Origin of the sequence: Paractinoplanes hotanensis, assembly GCF_023717965.1 — a bacterium.
Classification (GTDB): Bacteria; Actinomycetota; Actinomycetes; order Mycobacteriales; family Micromonosporaceae; genus Actinoplanes; species Actinoplanes polyasparticus.
The window spans coordinates 1-16,440 of record NZ_JAMQOL010000063.1; the positions used below are offsets into that span (position 1 = coordinate 1).

Genomic DNA, 16,440 nt, shown 5'->3' on the forward strand with positions numbered 1-16,440 from the left:
CGCGGCCGGCACCAAACGGTCCTAAACCCCGCCCGATAAAGATCCAACCAACGTGTTATTTCTCGGCGAGCCCTTAGGCTCTGTCTCGTCGTTGAGGCGGGGCTGCGCCGAGGCCCAGATCCCGTCTGGTGGTGGCCCGTGGAAGCCCGGCTCCCGGTGTTGGAACCGGGTGCTCGCGGGACGCTGCCAGACGAAATCTGGACCGCGCCTCGCTCCCACCCCAACTACGAAACAGAACCTGGCCCCGTCTCGGGCTGAGAGCCGGGCGCACCGAACCCGCCTCACGGATCTCGATGTCGCCCGGCCCACCAACCACGCGGTCGGGCGTGCCCAGCCGCACGCAGGAATCGCCCGGATACCGGTGTTGTGTCCGGGCGACTCCGGGGCACCCGGACGACCCCCATTCCGCTCTCTCATCGCCCCGGGCTCCGGCTCCGTTCGTGGCCGGGGCCGAGCACCTCGCCGAGCGCTATCGAACCGGGGTGGTCATCGCGGCGCCGACGCCCATGACAGTCCAGCTGGGCGACCGGGTTGGGCCGATCCTCCGGGCGGGGCGAACGGTGGACGGCGGGCCTGGGGCAGACCGCCTATCCTTCGGGGTCGAGTTCTTCGGCACTGAGCGAGCGGGACGGGAGAGAGCGGTTGGCGGGGTCACGGCTCTTCGTCGCACGCGATTCGGCGGCCACCGTGGTCTCCCGGGAACGCCTGCCGCTGGCCGGTGCCCGGCTCGTCGACCGCCCCTGGTCGGCGCTGGTCGAGGTGACGGTGCCCGACGTGCGCAAACCCGACGAACGCCACGAGAGCAGGGGCGCCGGCTGGATCATCTTCTCGCCGCTGATAGCCGGCGGGATCGCAGCCTCGCTCGGCGCGGCCGAACTCGGAATTCTGGTCGCCGCCGTGACCTTCTTCGGTCTGGCCTACGTCGAACCCTCCCTCCGCCGTCGCTTCGAGGCCAAGCGTTCCCGCTCCGCTCCCATCAGCGCTCGCATCCTCACCGCCTCCGCCGAGCGCGCCGCCTTCGAGGAAGCCACCCGCCTGGCCGACTCGGTCAGCACCACCTGGCCCCACCTCGGCGCCCTGATCGAAACCACCGAGGCCGAAGCCATGCTGGCCGACGCCTTGTGGGAGATCGCCGGCGTGCTGACCCGCCGTCAGAAGCTGGCCCGCGTGCTGGCCGACCTGAGCCGCCCCGACTTCGCCGCCCAGTCCCCGTCCGACGAGACGGCGCTGGAACTTCGCAGCCACCTGCACGCGACCGAGCAGGCCCTGGCAGTCCTGGAGGCCGACCTGACCAGGCGCCTGGCCAGCCTGCGCCGAGCCGAACAAGCAGGCCGAAACTTCATCCGCGAGGACGAGATGCGCCGCGCGATCCGCGAGGCCAGGGAAACCCTGGGCGCCCCCGACCTCGACCTGGCCGCCCTGAGCCAGACTGCTCTGACCCCGGCCGACGCCGCCGCCGACCTGGCCGACCAGACCCGCTCCGTGCTCGACGCCTACCGCGAGCTGACCGCAGGCCTCCACCCCGACCACCCAACCCCAGCCTGACGCGGCCCGCCACCCCCGGCTTGGCTCGGCCCCCCGCTCCGGCCCTGGCACGGCCCGCAGCCCCCGGCCCACCGACGCGGCCCGCCGCCCCCGGTCTGCCGACGTGGCCCGCCGCCCCCGGCCTGACGACGCGGCCCGCCGGCACCGGCCTGACGCGGATAGCCCGCCGACGAGCTATCCGCGTAAGCGCAAACCCCTTGGTGTGGCTCGGAAGCCGGCGGTGGTCAGGGCGTCGCGCAGCGGGGAGGCGTGGACCGAATCGCCGTCGGCGCGTTCGACCGACATGGGGCCCAGCGCCCCCGAACGCACCGAAGCTGCCAGTGCTTGGCCGGCCGCGATGAGCGCCTCGGGATCGTCCACGAAGGACAGCAGGGTGCGGCCGCCGCGTTCGACGTAGAGGATCAGGTCGCCCGAGACCTGCACCACCAGGGCGCCTGCCTTGCGCCCGGCCCGGTGACCTGCCTTGGCCACCGGCTCGCCGTCGCCGCTGTCGATGATTCGCTCGGGCCACGGCAGGGCCGCGCCATACGGGTTGGCCGGGTCGGTGGCGGCCAGCACCACGGCTGTGGCGCCGGTGCGCTTGGCCAGTTCGGCCGGTTCGGCCAGCGCGCGCAGCCGGTCGACCGCACCCGGAACAGCGAACTGGGCCGCGCCCAGGCCCTCGACGAAGTAGCCGCGCCGGGCCGCGCCCCTCTCTTCGAGCGCGCCGAGCACCGGGTAGACCCCGGCGAAACCGCCGACCGGCCCCTCGGACATGACCGCGCCGCGGGTGACCACGCCGTGGCGTTCGAGCAGCAGGTCGGCCAGCGCGGCGGCGCGCCGGGTGGGGTCGAGGTCGCGGTCGGGCAGCCGGGACCAGCGACCGGCCATGTTGGACGGTCCGCCGCGCGAGGGCATGGCCGGGCGGCCCGGACGGCGGTAGCGGGTGCGGGCCGGCGCCGAATTGGCCTTGTGGGCACCGCTGCCGCCGAGCAACGCCCGCAACGGCGCCAGGGTGTCGTTGGTCAGGTGGCCGGCCCACACGAGGTCCCAGACGACGGCCGCCAGCGCAGTGTCGTCGATCGCGCCGACCCGATCGGACAGCGCACGGAAGAACAGCGCCTGCCCGTCGCCGAGCGCGTCGAGCACCGACCGGTGCAGCGGCGTGGCGGCGAACTCGTCGTCGGCCGGCGGCAGCAGCAGGGGAGCGCTGTCGGAGTAGGCCAGGGTGACCCACCCGTCGTTGCTGCCGATCGACCCCGACCCGGCCCAGAGGACGTCACCGCCACCGGTGAGCTCGTCGAGCATCGGCGGCGCGTAGTCGTTGATCCGGGCCGGCAGCACCAGCCTTTCCCAAGCCGAGGCGGGCACCGCGATGCCCTGCAGCTGTTCGATCGAGGCGGCCAGCGCATCGGTGCCACGGGCGTTGCCGCCGATCTGGTGCCAGCGGGGCAGGAACGCGGCCAGCACCCGCGGCGGCACCGGTTCGATCTCGCGGCGCAGCGCCGCCAGCGACCGTCGACGCAGCATGCGCAACACCTCGGCGTCGCACCACTCGGTGCCAGCGCCGCCCGGGGAGAACTCGCCCGAGGCGACCCGCCCGGTCGCGGAGAGGCGCTTGAGCGCCTGTTCCACCACGAAGACGCCCAGCCCGAACCGGGCCGCGCACGTCGCCGCGGCGAACGGCCCGTGCGTGCGGGCGTAGCGGGCGACCAGGTCGCCCAGCGGGTCGGCGACCGATTCGAGGTAGGCCTCCGGAATGCCGACCGGCAGCGCCACACCGAGCGCGTCCCGGTAACGGCCCGCGTCGTCGATGCCGATCCAGCGTTCCTCGCCCGCCACCCGGATGCGGATGGCCCGACGGGTGGCCTCCAGAGTGGACAGCCACGCCTCGTCGACGCCGCGGGCGGCCAGATCGACGGGAGAGAGGTCGCCGAGCAGGCGGAGCAGTTCCGCCGCGTCCTCCGCGTCACGTGGCCGGCGCGTGGTGCTCAGCCACTGGAGCTGGGACTCGGTCTCGGTGACGACCTCGGGGTCGAGCAGCTCACGCAGGTCGACCCGGCCCAGCAGCTCGCCGAGCAGGGTGGCGTCGAGAGCCAGGGCGGCGGCCCGGCGTTCGGCCAAGGGCGCGTCACCCTCGTAGAGGAAGGCGCCCACATAGCCGAAGAGCAGCGACCGGGCGAAGGGCGACGGCCGCGGCGTCTCGACCTCGATGAGGCGAACCTTGCGGCCGGCCACCTCGCGCATCAGCCCGGTCAGGCCGGGCAGGTCGAACACATCCTGGAGGCACTCGCGGGCGGCCTCGAGCGTGACCGGGAAGTCGGCGTACTCGCGGGCCACATCGAGCAGCTGGGCCGAGCGCTGCCGCTGCTGCCAGAGCGGCTGACGGCGGCGCGGATCGTGGCGGGGCAGCAGCAGCGACCGGGCCGCGCACTCGCGGAACCGGGAGGCGAACAGCGCCGACGTGCCGACCGATTCCTCGACCAGCTGGGCGATCTCTTCGGGGTCGAAGGCGACCAGGTCGGCGCCGGGCGGTTCCTCGGCGGTGTCGGGCAGCCGCACGACGATGCCGTCGTCGGACGGCATGACCTGGCCGTCGACGCCGTAGCGCTCGGACAGCCGCCGGGCGATCGCGAGCGCCCACGGCGCGTTGACCCGGGCGCCGAGCACACAGTGGACGGTCATGCGCCAGTCGCCCAGCTCGTCGCGGAACCGCTCGACCACCACCGTGCGGTCGTCGGGCAGGTTGCGGGTGGCCTCGCGCTGCTCGCGCAGATAGGCCAGCAGGTTGCCGGCAGCCCACTCGTCGAGGCCCGTCCGGCGCAGGGTCGCCGTGGCCTGCTCGTCGTCGGCGCGGGTCAGCGTGCGCAGCTGGGCGCCGATCGCCCGGCCCAGTTCGATCGGGCGGCCCGGGGAGTCGCCCTTCCAGAAGGGCATCTTGGCCGGGGCGCCGGGCGCGGGGGAGACCAGCACTCGATCGGGCGTGATGTCTTCGATGCGCCACGAGGTGGAGCCCAGCAGGAACACGTCGCCCACGCGGGATTCGTAGACCATCTCCTCGTCGAGCTCGCCGACCCGGGACGCCCGCTCGGAACCGGCCAGGAACACGCCGAACATGCCGCGGTCGGGGATGGTGCCGCCGCTGGTGACGGCGAGGCGCTGGGCGCCGGGGCGACCGGTCAGCTCATCGGTGCCGCGGTCCCACACCAGGCGGGGGCGCAGCTCGGCGAAGGCGGTGGACGGGTAGCGGCCCGAGAGCATGTCGAGCACCGCGTGCAGGGCCGACTCGGGCAGCTCGGCGAAGGGCGCGGCCCGGCGCACCAGGGCCGCCATCTCGTCGACCTGCCACGCGTCGAGCGACACCATGGCGACGATCTGCTGGGCCAGCACGTCGAGCGGGTTGCGCGGGTAGCGCAGCTCCTCGATCGCGCCGGCCGTCATCCGGTCGGCCACGACCGCGCACGAGACCAGGTCGCCCCGGTGTTTCGGGAAGACCACGCCGCGCGAGACCGCGCCGACCTGGTGGCCGGCCCGGCCGATGCGCTGCAGCCCGGCCGCGACCGACGGCGGCGCCTCGATCTGGACCACCAGGTCGACCGCGCCCATGTCGATGCCCAGCTCGAGGCTCGAGGTGGCGACCACGGCCGGCAGGACGCCCGACTTCAGCGCCTCTTCGATCTGTTTGCGTTCCTCGCGCGAGACGCTGCCGTGGTGGGCCCGGGCGACCACGGGCGGCGCCCCACCGGCCTGCCCGGCCTGGGCCATCATCTGGGCCGGCGGCTTTGCCGGCTGAGCCGGTTCCTCGCCGGCGCGTTCGGCGGCCAGTTCGTTGATGCGGGCACAGAGCCGTTCGGCGCCCCGGCGGGAGTTGGTGAAGACGATCGTCGACCGGTGGCTCTGGATGAGGTCGAGCACCCTTTCCTCGACCGCGGGCCAGATCGACGGCGTGTGGCGGCCGGCGCCGGGATCGCCGGGGTCGACGTCGGGCACCTCGTCGAGGCGGGTCATGTCTTCGACCGGAACCTCGACCGTGACCTCGATGGTCTTGGCGGTCGGCGGCTGGACGATCTCGACGTCGTTCGCGCCGCCGAGGAACCGGGCCGTCTCGTCGATCGGGCGGACCGTGGCCGACAGGCCGATGCGCTGGGCCGGGCGGCCGAGCAGCGCGTCGAGCCGCTCGAGGGAGAGGGCCAGGTGGGCCCCGCGCTTGGTCGCGGCGACCGCGTGCACCTCGTCGATGATCACCGTCTCGACGCCGCGCAACGAGTCGCGGGCGGCCGATGTGAGCAGTAGGAACAGCGACTCGGGAGTGGTGATCAGGATGTCGGGCGGGGTGCGGGTGAACAGGCGCCGCTCGTCGGCCGGGGTGTCGCCGGTGCGCATGGCCACGGTGATGTCGGGCGGGGTGAGCCCGAGACGGCCCGCGGCCTGGCGGATGCCGGTGAGCGGGGCCCGGAGGTTGCGTTCGACGTCGACCGCGAGAGCCTTCAGCGGGCTGACGTAGAGCACCCGGCACCGGCGCTTCGGATCTTCCGGAGCGCCCTCGCGGGCCAGTTGGTCGAGCGACCACAGGAAGGCGGCCAGAGTCTTGCCGGAGCCCGTCGGGGCGACCACGAGCGCGTTGCGCCCGGCGCCGACGGCTCGCCACGCGCCGGACTGGGCGGCGGTGGGCGCGGCGAACGCCGCGGTGAACCACTCGCGCGTGGCCGGACCGAACTGCTCCAACACTTCTTTCACCTCACCATGCTCTCTCGGGGGTATGACAAAAACTGAATACCGCTTAATGGTCATCCGGGCACGGGTCGGGCGGCCGGCCAGCGGAATTTCTTGACGGGCCGGACCATGGTGCGATCGAGTGGCGGGTGGATATACATGGGCGCCACTCGAAGTGGACGAGCTTCATCGATGAAGGAGGCACCGTGTCCCTCCCGATCCGGCACATGCGGCGCCTGGCCGCCGCTGCGGCGGCGCTGACGATCGTCACGCTCGGTGCCACGCCGGCGCACGCCGCGGCCGGCGACGGCTACGTGCGGCTTGCCCACCTCTCCCCGGACACACCCGCGGTCGACGTCTATCTGAAGGCCGATTCCGGCGCGGTCGATCCGCAGACCTTCAAGGCCGTCGCCTACGGCGACATGTCCCGTTACCTGCGCCTGCCCGCCGGCACCTATCAGGTCGCGATGCGCAAGGCGGGCGCGCCGGCGAGCGAGAAGCCGGTGATCACCACGCAGGTCAGCGTGGCTGACAAGGGCGCCTACACGGTGGCCGGGGTGGGGCGCTTCGCCGACCTCGGGTTGCGGGTGCTTCAGGACGACCTGCGCCTGCCCGATCCCGGCAAGTCGAAGGTGCGCATCATCCAGGCCTCGGTCAAGGCGCCCGTGCTCGACGTCGCCGGCAAGAACGGCACGACGATCGCCGACGGCGTCGAGTTCGCCACCACGACGGCCTATCGCGAGGTCAACCCCGGTAAGTGGAGCGTCGAGGTCGAGCCCACGGGCGGCGGCCGCGTCAGTGAGCTGCCGTGCACGCTGGGCGCGGGCAGCGTCTATTCCCTGGTGGTGCTCGACGACGACGCCGGCGGTCTCAAGCCCGAGCTTCACGTCGACGCCGAACGCCAGGGCACGGTGCCGCTGGGCAGCGTGGCCACGGGTGTGGGCGGCACGAGCCCGGGTTCCCCGGCCACTGGCGTCGTAGCCGCCGCTCTCGTGGCCGCCGTCGTCGCCGGTGGCCTGGTGGTCGCCTTCCGACGCCGGCTCCGTACAGCCTGAGGATCGGCGGTGGCTGCCGAGGACGCCGACACCCCGCTGATCGTTCGCGTGCCCGCCAGCCCGGAGGCGCGCGCGGCCACCACCGTCCGCAACGTTCCCCGGGCTGCGGAGGAGCACGAGGCAGAGGGCCTGGGCTGGGTCGCGCGCGGCGTGGCCAAGATCGTGAAGCCCGGCACCGTCCAAGCCCGGGCGACCGTGCCGGGCGCCTTGTCGATCCCGCGGCCGAAGCCCAGCCGGCTGCTCAGGCTGGGCCAGGCGGCCATGCCGTTCCCGCGTCGTGTCTTTCCCCGTCGCGCCGACCCGGGCGTGGAGCCCGAGGCGATCAGGCCGCCGACACTGCGGGCGGCAATCCCCGCGGCCGACCGCTCCGAACAACTGGCAATCATGGATGCTCCCCTCACCGATGGCACGAGTGTTCCGGCTGCTCAGGCGGAACACCAGCTACCGAAGGACGGCCCTCACCCCGTACGAAAGAAGGGGTTGGTCCGTCGCGCCGCCCTGCCCGCAGTCGCCGCGACGGTGGCCGCGTTCGTGGCCGGCGCCGCATATCTGACCGTGACCTACCGTCCCGTCGAAGATCTGGGCCGATGGGGCGCCCAGGCCGAAAGTGCCGCCCCCCGAGCGACGACCGTCGGCGAGCGACCCGCCGGAGACCCGTTCGGCAGCGTCGCGGTCGCCCCCACCGGCGCCCCGACCAGGCTGCGGATCGGCGCCGTCAAGATCGACACCCCCCTCGAGACGCTGCGGATCGGCGGCGACGGCGCCCTGCAGCCGCCCAAGGCGTTCGCCAAGGCGGGGTGGTACGCCGACGGCACCGCTCCCGGCGACACCGGTCCCGCGGTCATCGCCGGCCACGTCGACTCCAAGACCGGGCCGGCCGTCTTCTACCGGCTCCGCGAGCTCACCACCGGCGACCGCATCGAGGTCGTGCGTGGCGGCGAATCGATGCGGTTCACGGTGACGGCAATCCGGTGGTACCCCAAGACCGAATTCCCCACCGAGGAGGTGTACGGCCCGACCCCGGACCGCCAGCTGCGGCTCATCACGTGCGGCGGCGTGTTCGATCGCTCGCTGCGGTCCTACCGCGACAACCTCGTGGTCTACGCGGTGGCCGGGTGATCGTGATACCGCCGGCGGGCAGGCCGAATTATGGTTGAGATCGAGTCGACGGGTGGGGGCGGGATGGCGGTCGCACGCATGCTCGTCGCTGGTCGGTATCGTCTTGGCGAGCCGGTCGGCTCCGGCGGCATGGGCCGGGTCTGGCTGGCCCGTGACGAGATGCTCGACCGCGACGTGGCGGTCAAGGAGTTCGTCCCGCCCGAGTGGATGACCGACGAGGAACGCGTCCGGCTGCGTGACCGCACCCTGCGCGAGGCCCGCAGCGCCGGCCGCCTGAACCACCCGCACGTCGTCCGCATCTACGACGTCGTGCACTTCGACGGCCTGCCCTGGATAGTCATGGAGTACGTGCCGTCCCGCTCGCTGCATCAGGTGATCCACGAGGACGGCCCGTTCTCCCCGGCTACCACCGCCCGGATCGGCGTGGCCCTGCTCGACGCGTTGCGCGCGGCCCACGCGGCCGGCGTGCTGCACCGCGACGTGAAGCCCCACAACGTTCTCATCGGCGACGACGGTCGTGTCGTGCTGACCGATTTTGGTCTGGCCACCTTTGTGGACGACGGTTCGGTCACCGGCCCCGGCCTGGTCGTCGGTTCCCCGCAGTACGTCTCTCCGGAGCGCGCCCGCGACGGCACCTCGACACCCGAGTCCGACCTGTGGTCGCTGGGGGCGACGCTCTACGCCGCCGTCGAGGGCCGTTCGCCCTATGCCCGTGAGAATGCCATGGCCACCCTCATGGCACTCGCCACCGAAGAGCCCGACCCGCCGTCCAGGGCCGGCATGCTGGGCCCGGTGCTGACCGGGCTGCTGCGCCGTGAGCCGCGGCAGAGGCTGGCGGCGGTCGAGGTCGACCGCCGCCTCCGGATGATCGTCGCGTCCACGCCGGCCCCGCCCCGGGTGCCCTCGCCGCGGGCCGCACGAGCGATGATCTCGTCCGATGTAGATCAGTCGGCCGCCGTGCGGTCGTCGGTCGCTCCGGGCGTCGGCCTGCTGTCCGAGCCGCTCGGTCCGGGCCCGTCACCGGCCGTACGCGCGAGGCAGCACCCTCGGCCGACCCTGGTCGCGGCCGGCCTCGCGCTGGTGGCCGTGCTCGGGATCGGCGGCATCCTGGCCGGTTACCTGGTTCGCGACAAGCCGACCGCCGGTGGGCCGGCGGCCGGAGCCGCGCCGCCCTCGCCGGCTGCGGCCGCGGCCGGCGGTTTCTCGGCGGCCGTCTGCAGCCGGCCGGAGCCGAGCGGCCTCCCGGCCGCGCCGCAGCGAAACGCGCTGCGCGGGGTGGCCGGCCTGTCGCTGATCTCCGGCTGGTCCTACTTCAGCGACGGCTCCGGGTTCCGCATGCCGGTGCCCGACGGCTGGACCTATCAGCGGGTCGGCACGTCGTTCTGCTTCCGCGACCCGGTCGGCGACACGGTGATGAGCCTCGACACCGGCCGCAACCCGGCCGGTGACCCGCTGCAGGCCTGCCGGGCCGAGGCCACGCGGCTCGTCCGGGCCGGAGCCCTGCCCGGGTACGAAGAGGTTCTGCTCGAAAAGAAGCCTTTGCTGAACAAAGCCGCGGACTGGGAATACCGGTACGACCTGGGCGGGACGCGGATGCACGCGCAGACCCGCTGGTTCGTGAAGGGCGGTCAGGGCTTCGCCATCACCTGGGCCACCCGCGACTTCGACTGGACCGGCGACCTAGCAAAGATCAACATGGTGCTGACCTCGTTTTACGCAAAAAGCTAAAGCGCTTGTCTCACAGCGTACGTTCAGTCTTCGCTGCTATCGTTTTGCGTCATGATCGGCAGTAGTCAGCCGGGCTCGGCCCGGCTCCCCGTCAGATCCTTCCCGCCGTGTTGATCCTGACCGGCTTTCTCCTTGTGCTGGTGGTAACCGCGGTCACCGGCTATTTCGTGGCGCAGGAGTTCGGATATGTCGCCGCCGACCGCGGCCGCCTGCGTCGCGACGCCGAGCAGGGCGACCAGGCCGCAGCCCGCGCTCTGCAGGTCACCGAGCGCCTCTCCTTCGTCCTCTCGGGGGCACAGCTCGGCATCACCGTGACCGCGCTGCTGGTCGGCTACGTCGCCGAGCCGTTCCTGGGTGAGGGCTTCTCCGCGCTGCTGGGCGGCGCCGGCGTGCCCACCGCGGTCAGCCTGCCCGTCTCGGTCGCCCTGGCTCTGCTGGTCGCCACGGTCGTCCAGATGGTGCTGGGTGAGCTCGCGCCGAAGAACCTCGCCATCGCCCGCGCCGAGACCCTGGCCAAGGCGCTCAGCCGCTCCACGCTGATGTATCTGACCGTTTTCGGCCCGATCATCCGGCTCTTCGACCGCGCCGCCGCGGGCCTGTTGCGCCGCATCGGCATCGAGCCGATCGAGGAGCTGCCCGAGGGTGCGACCTCGGAGGATCTCGAGCAGATCATCCGTGAGTCCCGGGCCAACGGCGGCCTCGACGCCGAACTCTCCACGCTGCTCGACCGTGGTCTCGACTTCCGTGGGCGCACCGCGGCCGAGGCGATGATCCCGCGCGTCGACGTGCACACCATCCCGGCCACCGGAAGCGCGGCCGACGTGGTCGCCCTGCTCGACACGCATCGTTCTCGTTTTCCCGTACGCGGTGACGAGGTCGACGAGATCGTCGGTGTCGTGAGCATCGCCGACATCCTGGCGATCAAGCCCGCCGACCGCTCCTCGGTGCCGGTCTCGTCGGTGATGTCGGCGCCGGTCCTGGTGCCGTCCTCACTGCGGCTGCCGACGGTGCTCGAACGCCTGCGCTCGGCCCACCGTCAGCTCGCGTGTGTGGTCGACGAGTTCGGCGGCTTCGCGGGCATCATCACGCTCGAGGACATCGCCGAGGAACTGGTCGGCCAGATCCGCGACGAGGACGACGAGGCCGAGCCCGCTCCGGTGCGCCAGCCCGACGGCTCGTGGCTGGTGCCGGCCCGCTGGCGGATCGATGAGATCACCGACGCCACGGGCGTCGACCTGCCGGTCGGCGACGACTACGAGACGGTGTCCGGCCTGGTGCTGGCCCGGCTCGGGCGGGTGGCTCAAGCCGGTGACTCGGTCACTCTCGACGGCGGGTCCCTTTCCGTACGGGTGGAAAGCGTCGACCGGCACGTCCCCCTCACGGTTCGGATCTCACGATGAACGCCCTCTGGGTCACGTTGCTGCTCATCGGCAACGCCTTCTTCGTCGCCGCCGAGTTCGCCCTCGTGGCGAGCAAGGGGCACCGTCTGGAACAGTCCGCAGCCTCCGGCAGCCGGGCGGCCAAGGCGGCGCTCGACGGCACCAGGGAGCTGTCGGTCATGCTGGCCGGCGCCCAACTCGGCATCACCTTGTGCTCGCTGGGCCTGGGCGCGCTGGCCGAGCCGTCGCTGGAGCACCTGTTCGGCCCGGCCCTGCACGCGCTCGGCCTGCCCGACATGGCGAGCCACATCATCGCGTTCCTGCTCGCGCTGATCATCGTCACGTTCCTGCACCTGGTGATCGGCGAGATGATGCCGAAGTCGTGGGCGATCACGCACCCCGAGCGATCGGCCATCCTGCTGGCGCTGCCGTTCCGCTACTACGCCCGCATCGTCGGCCCCGCCCTGCGGGTGCTCAACGCTATGGCCAACGCGGCGCTGAAGCCGTTCGGCGTCCACCCGCAGGACCAGTTGGCCCAGGCGCACGGCCCGGCCGAGATGCGCATCCTGCTCGACCGCTCGCGGGCCGAGGGCCTGATCGAGGCGGAGCAGAGCGAGCTGCTGACCAGCGTGCTCGGCCTGGCCTCGCTGCCCGTGCGCGATGTCATGCTGCCGACCGCGCAGCTGGTGTCGGTGCCCGAGACCGTGTCGGTCGCCGATGTCGAGCTGGCGTCGCTGACGAGTGGCCGATCGAGGATCGCCGTCACCGACGACGGCGGTCAGGTGGTCGGCATCGTGCACGTCCGTGAGGCCGTGCGGGCCAGCGCGGCCGGCCGCGCCGCGACGGCAGGCGAGCTGATGGAACCGGCTTTCCTGCTCGACCCCGGGGTCAATGTGGTCGAGGCCGTGGCCGAGCTGCGGGCGGGCCGCACCCAGCTGGCCGTCGTCACCGTGCCCGCCGCCGGCGGGGCGGTCGAGCAGGTCGGCTTCGTCGCCCTCGAAGACCTCCTGGAGCAGGTGATCGGTCGTTTCGACGACGAGACCGACGACCTGCCCGCCACCACCGGCGCGTGACGTTCGCGGTCACCCGCCGTTCCGCGTGGCTCGTCCCACGTTCAGCCACCCCATCGTCGATTCAAGGAGGAATGACCCGGTGGTCTTCAAGAAGATGATGCGCGCCTTCGGCGTCGGCGGGCCGACCGTCGACACCGTGCTGGCCAACCCGAACACGCGGCCCGGTCTGGCCCTGGAGGGCCAGGTGCAGATCGCCGGCGGTGACCACGACGTCGCCATCGACGGAGTCGTGCTGGGTCTGGTGACCAGGGTCGAGTCCGAGCACGGCGACAGTTTCGTCGAGTTCCACCGGCTGCCGGTCGCCGGCGCCTTCAAGCTGAGCAAGGGCGAGCAGCGGGACCTGCCCTTCTCGTTCCCGGTGCCGTGGGAGACGCCGATCACCGACGTCTACGGCCAGCGGCTGCGCGGCATGACGATGGGGCTGCGGACCGAGCTCGCCGTGGCCAAGGCCGTCGACAAGGGTGACCTCGACGAAGTGGCGGTGCACCCGCTGCCCGCGCAGGAGAGGATCCTCGACGCCTTCGCGCGGCTGGGCTTCCGCTTCAAGAGCGCCGACCTGGAGCGGGGTGCGATCTACGGCGTCAGAACGACGCTGCCGTTCTACCAGGAGATCGAGTTCTACCCGCCGCCGCAGTACGCGGGCGCCATCAACGAGGTCGAGGTGACCTTCATCGCCGACCCGCAGGGCGTCGAGGTGGTGCTCGAGTTCGACAAGCGCGGCGGCTTCCTCGCCCCCGGGCACGACTCGTACGGCCGCTTCCGCGTCTCGCACTCCGACGCGGACACGACCGACTGGGCCGCGGTCGTTGAGCAGTGGGTTTCCGAGGCCGCGGGCCGCTACCAGGGCATGCGCGCCGCCGGCGGTTTCGGCGGCCATGGCGCGCCGGGTCACGGCGGCTACGGGCACGCCGGCCACCACGGTCACTACCGCCGTGGCCACGGCGGCATGGGCATGGGCGCGATGGCCGCGGGCGTGGCCGGCGGTGTCGTCGGCGGCATGATCCTCGGCGAGGCCATGGAAGAAGTCTTCGAGGACGACGGCGGCGGCTCCGAAGAGGAGTGACTCACTCCGGCCGTGCGGTCCACTGGGGCGGAACGCACGGCCACCTGCGGGCGGCTTCGCACCTGCGGAGCCGCCCGCAGCATGCTCGTGGCCAGCCGGGAGCCGGGGCAGTCCCGCCGGCGGGATGCCTCTAGCCCGCAGCCAGCCGTTCCCGCAGCTTACGGCCGGCCTCGGGCCACTCGTCGACCGTCATGCCGAAGATCACGGTGTCGCGCCACGAGCCGTCGGGCCGCTGCTTGTGCCGGCGCAGCACGCCCTCGCGCACCGCGCCGAGCCGGGCGATCGCCTGCTGGGAGCGCTCGTTGCGGATGTCGGTGTGCCAGAAGACGCGCTCGGCCCCGAGATCGTCGAAGGCGTGCGCCAGCAGCAGCAGCTTGGCCTCGGTGTTGACCCCGGTGCGCCACCACGGCCTGCCGACGATGGTGTGACCGATCCCCAGGGCCCGGCGGTCGGCGTCGATGTCGTGATAGCTGGTCAGGCCGATCACCCGGCCGGTGGCCGGCTCGACCTGGGCCCACGCCACCTGGCTGCCGGTCCAGCGCGCTGCCAGCAACCGGGCGAGATAGTCCCGCATGGCGTCGACCGTCTGCGGTCGGTGGGCCGGGATGTGTTGCCAGACCTCGTCGTCGCCGAGCGCTTCGACCATCCGGGCCGCGTGTCCGAGGGTGAGCGGCTCGAGCCGGACGTGCCGGCCGGTCAACGGCACCGGAGCGACGGCCCAGGGCTGCTCGCCGACCGGTAGGTAGGCCGGCTCGGCTGCCGAGACACCCTCGGCGGACGCGGGCGGGCCGAACACCCGCCGGACGGGAAGAACGCCGGCCCAGTGCGGCAGTGCGAGATCGTCCTCGTCGTCGATCACGCCGCCCGAGCGGGCGCGGGCCGAGACCTCTTCGAGCGGGAGGGCGAGCACGCTCGTCTCGGCCATCTCGCGCCGGTTCGGCGGCCGGCTGTCGGCGGCGCGGCCGGCGCCGACCTTGTCGACCAGCGCCGCCATCGCGGCCTTCTTCTCTTCGGGGTCGGTGACCAGCCGGGCCGAGCCGTGCACGACCACCGAGCGGTAATTGGCGCTGTGGTGCACGTGGGAGCGGGCGTAGACGATGCCGTCGAGCAGGGTGACGCTGACCGCGACCGGCACCTCGCCGTGCCGCGCGGACAGGCCCATGCGGCCGCCGGAGGAGCCGTGCAGATAGAGCGTCTCGCCGACGCGGACGTGCAGGGTGGGCAGCAGCCGCGGCTCGCCCTCGGCCACGAAGCCGATCGTGCAGTCGTAGGCCTCGTCGAGAATGGCGTGCGCGAGCGCGCGGTCGTAATGCATGCGCTCGCGATAGCGGGTGGCTGTCGTGCGGCTCGTCCGTGTGTAGGTGTCGGACATCGGGCCTCCCTGCCGGCTGAACGACTTGCGTTCGCTCTTGTGCTAGTACAAAATCTCTCGTGTGTCAGCACAGTATCAGGTCAGCGGTGACAGCGCCGCCTCGATTTCCGCCAGCATCGAGGCGGGCGTCCGCACGGGCGACTGGGTCTTCGGCGCGGCTCTGCCGCCGGTCCGGGTCCTCGCCGACGCGCTGCACGTCAGCCCGGCCACTGTGGCCAAGGCCTATCAAGAGCTGCGGCAACGCGGCGTGGTCGAGACGGAGGGCCGCCGCGGCACCCGCATCCGGTCCCGCCCGCCGGTCGCCGGCCCCCGGTCCGCGATGCGCCTGCCCGCGGCCGAGGGTGTGCGCGACCTCTCCTCCGGCGAGCCCGATGTCCGCCTGTTGCCATCGCTCGGCCGCGCGCTGCGAGCGGTGGCCGAGACCAACGGCACCCCCCAGGGTTACGCGTCGGCAGCCGCGATGCCCGAGCTGATCGAGGCGGCCCGTCCGCGTCTGGTCGCCGACGGCATCCCGGCCGCCGATGCCGAGATCACCGTCACCTCGGGCACGCTCGATGCCATCGAACGCCTGCTCTCGGCCCACTTGCGGGCCGGCGACGCGGTCGCTGTGGAAGATCCGGGCTGGGCCAATCTGCTCGACCTGCTGGCCGCCCTCGGCCTGCGCCCGCTCCCCGTCGCGGTCGATCCGGAAGGCCCCGATCCGGCCGCGATGGCGACGGCCCTGCAGTCGGGCGCGCGGGCCGCGGTGGTCACCGTCCGGGCGCAGAACCCGACCGGCGTGGCCGTCAGCGCGGCCCGGTCCGAGGCTCTGCGCGATCTGTTCGCGAGCCATCCGGGCGTGCTGGTGATCGAGGACGATCACGCCGCCGAGCTGGCCGAGCAGCCGCCCCACTGCGTCGGCCCGGTCACCGGCGCGTGGGCACTGACCCGCTCGGCGTCCAAGCCCTTCGGCCCCGACCTGCGCATCGCGCTGCTCGCCGGCGACGAGGCCACCATCGCCCGGGTGGTGGGTCGCATGCGGATCGGCTCGGGCTGGGTCTCCACTGTGCTCCAGCGCATGCTCTTGCATCTGTGGAACGACGACGAGGTCACCCGGGCCGTGGCGGCCGCCGTCGAGACGTACGGCCGTCGCCGTCGCGCCCTGTGCGATGCCCTGCGGGCGCAGGGGGTCGCCGCCGAGGGCGACACCGGCATCAACGTCTGGGTGCCGGTCACCGACGAGACCCGCACGGTCGGCCTGCTGCGCGAGGCGGGCTACGCCGTGGCGCCGGGCTCCCTGTTCCGCGTGTCGGCACCCCCGGGCGTACGCATCTCGATCGGCCCCCTCGACGAGCCGGAGATCCCCGCTTTGGCCGAGGCCGTGGCCATGGCCGTTCGCCCGCCCGCCCTCTACGCCCCAACTCGTTAGGGGGCG

Annotated in this window: 10 protein-coding genes; 8 read left to right on the forward strand and 2 right to left on the reverse strand. The window is 72.6% G+C overall.

What is annotated here, in order from left to right; genetic code table 11:
- The first annotated feature begins 642 nt into the window (after nt 1-642).
- A complete protein-coding gene (locus tag LXN57_RS39365; RefSeq protein WP_251803326.1) occupies nt 643-1,545 on the forward strand; it encodes a hypothetical protein in 903 nt (300 codons plus the stop codon).
- Between the two features lie 174 nt (nt 1,546-1,719).
- Here LXN57_RS39365 and LXN57_RS39375 read toward each other — a convergent pair whose 3' ends face one another.
- On the reverse strand, nt 1,720-6,261 hold the full coding sequence (locus tag LXN57_RS39375) for an ATP-dependent helicase (protein ID WP_438872965.1): 4,542 nt from the start codon (nt 6,259-6,261) through the stop codon (nt 1,720-1,722).
- A 182-nt stretch (nt 6,262-6,443) separates the two neighbouring features.
- On the opposite strand from LXN57_RS39375, the gene LXN57_RS39380 reads away from it, so the two are divergent.
- The 6 genes from LXN57_RS39380 (at nt 6,444) to LXN57_RS39405 (ending at nt 13,654) form a co-directional block, all read left to right on the forward strand.
- Nucleotides 6,444-7,292 carry a DUF4397 domain-containing protein gene (locus LXN57_RS39380; protein ID WP_251803327.1) on the forward strand — a complete coding sequence of 283 codons (849 nt, stop codon included), beginning with the start codon at nt 6,444-6,446 and terminating at the stop codon, nt 7,290-7,292.
- Nucleotides 7,293-7,301: 9 nt separating this feature from the next.
- Nucleotides 7,302-8,411 carry a class F sortase gene (locus LXN57_RS39385; protein WP_251803328.1) on the forward strand — a complete coding sequence of 370 codons (1,110 nt, stop codon included), beginning with the start codon at nt 7,302-7,304 and terminating at the stop codon, nt 8,409-8,411.
- 30 nt (nt 8,412-8,441) lie between these two features.
- Nucleotides 8,442-10,139, forward strand: coding sequence for a serine/threonine-protein kinase (locus tag LXN57_RS39390; RefSeq protein ID WP_251803329.1), 1,698 nt, complete (start codon nt 8,442-8,444; stop codon nt 10,137-10,139).
- A 107-nt stretch (nt 10,140-10,246) separates the two neighbouring features.
- Complete coding sequence (locus tag LXN57_RS39395) at nt 10,247-11,539, forward strand: hemolysin family protein (protein ID WP_251803330.1); 1,293 nt, start codon at nt 10,247-10,249, stop codon at nt 11,537-11,539.
- Nucleotides 11,536-12,591, forward strand: a complete 1,056-nt coding sequence (locus LXN57_RS39400) for a hemolysin family protein (protein ID WP_251803331.1) — start codon at nt 11,536-11,538, stop codon at nt 12,589-12,591. Before LXN57_RS39395 ends, LXN57_RS39400 begins: the two co-directional genes overlap by 4 nt.
- A gap of 79 nt (nt 12,592-12,670) precedes the next feature.
- Complete coding sequence (locus LXN57_RS39405) at nt 12,671-13,654, forward strand: sporulation protein (protein ID WP_251803332.1); 984 nt, start codon at nt 12,671-12,673, stop codon at nt 13,652-13,654.
- A 130-nt stretch (nt 13,655-13,784) separates the two neighbouring features.
- Here the strand turns inward: LXN57_RS39405 and LXN57_RS39410 are convergent, their stop codons facing one another.
- Nucleotides 13,785-15,026, reverse strand: a complete 1,242-nt coding sequence (locus LXN57_RS39410; protein WP_251803333.1) for a bifunctional pyridoxamine 5'-phosphate oxidase family protein/GNAT family N-acetyltransferase — start codon at nt 15,024-15,026, stop codon at nt 13,785-13,787.
- A 61-nt stretch (nt 15,027-15,087) separates the two neighbouring features.
- On the opposite strand from LXN57_RS39410, the gene LXN57_RS39415 reads away from it, so the two are divergent.
- Nucleotides 15,088-16,434, forward strand: coding sequence for an aminotransferase class I/II-fold pyridoxal phosphate-dependent enzyme (locus tag LXN57_RS39415; protein WP_251803334.1), 1,347 nt, complete (start codon nt 15,088-15,090; stop codon nt 16,432-16,434).
- Nucleotides 16,435-16,440: the final 6 nt, after the last annotated feature.

Coding starts and splice junctions, on each gene's coding strand:
- LXN57_RS39390 (WP_251803329.1), top strand. CDS start 8,442: ATGGTTGAGATCGAGTCGACGGGTGGGGGCGGGATGGCGGTCGCACGC.
- LXN57_RS39400 (WP_251803331.1), top strand. CDS start 11,536: ATGAACGCCCTCTGGGTCACGTTGCTGCTCATCGGCAACGCCTTCTTC.
- LXN57_RS39410 (WP_251803333.1), bottom strand. CDS start 15,026: ATGTCCGACACCTACACACGGACGAGCCGCACGACAGCCACCCGCTAT.